The following is a 991-nucleotide window of genomic DNA, read 5'->3' on the forward strand; positions in this document are numbered from 1 at the left end:
CATCACGGCGTTTGAACTCGTGTACCGCCTGCCGCAGGAGGGCGGCGGGGTGGCCGCGCCGTTCCAGGACGGCCAGCGCGCCATGCGCGTGATCCGCGCGCGCGCCGCCGAGTGGCGCATCGACCCGGCGCGCATCGGCATGCTCGGCTTTTCCGCCGGCGCGCACCTGGCCGGCATGACGGCCGTCCAGCCGGACGCCGCCCTGTATGCGCCCGTCGATGCGCTCGATGCGGTGTCGGCGCGGCCCGACTTTGCCGTGCTGCTGTATCCCGTGCTGACCATGCAGCCGCCATTCGACACGACGCAGGCGAAGCGGCAGCTGCTGGGACGCCACCCGGCGCAGGCGGCGCGCGACGCGCTGTCGGTGGAGCGGCAAGCCGATGCGCGCGCGCCGCCCATGTTCATTGCGCAGGCGCTCGACGACGGCATTTCTCCGCCCGGGAACAGCGTGCTGATGGCGGCGGCCCTGCGCCGCGCGGGCGTGCCTGTTGAACTGCACCAGTTCCGGCACGGCGGCCATGGCTGGGGCCTGGGCCAGCCGGGCAGCGAGCCTGCCGCCTGGCCGCGGCTGCTGCTGGCGTGGCTGCGGACGCGTGGCTGGCTGGCCGATTGAATCAGTCGATGGCGCCGGCCGGCGCGTTCAGGTCGCGGCGCGCCTCGTCCAGCGCCGCCTGCAGCTGCGGCAGGAATTTTTCCACGTTGTCGAGCTGGCCGTTCGACGCCAGGTTTTCCATCTGGTGGCACAGGCCGTGCAGGGTGGGGCGGCTCAGGTAGCCGGCGCTGCCTTTCAGGGCGTGGAAGGCGGCCGCCGCGGCGCTGGCGTTGCCGTCGCGCACGGCGTGGCAAGCCAGGTCCAGGCGCCGCGGCGCTTCGCTGAGGAAGGCTTGCGCGATGCGCTGCACGTGCTGCGGCGACAGGCCGGCCAGCGGCAGGATATGCACGGGCGCGCTCATGGGGTCGGCCGGCGCCGGCGCCTCGGCCGGCCTGGCCG

2 protein-coding genes are annotated in these 991 nt (G+C 74.1%); one reads left to right on the top strand and one right to left on the bottom strand.

Annotated elements, in window-relative coordinates; all coding sequences use genetic code 11:
• Positions 1-613, top strand: a 613-nt coding sequence (locus tag CBW50_RS28475; RefSeq protein ID WP_139842724.1) for an alpha/beta hydrolase, incomplete at its 5' end; no start/stop codon positions are given.
• 1 nt (position 614) lies between these two features.
• Here the strand turns inward: CBW50_RS28475 and CBW50_RS28480 are convergent.
• Positions 615-991 (bottom strand): Hpt domain-containing protein (locus CBW50_RS28480; RefSeq protein ID WP_139842726.1); only part of this gene is annotated, 377 nt, incomplete at its 5' end.

It is taken from the genome of Janthinobacterium sp. GW458P (assembly GCF_002127585.1).
GTDB lineage: Bacteria > Pseudomonadota > Gammaproteobacteria > Burkholderiales > Burkholderiaceae_D > Janthinobacterium.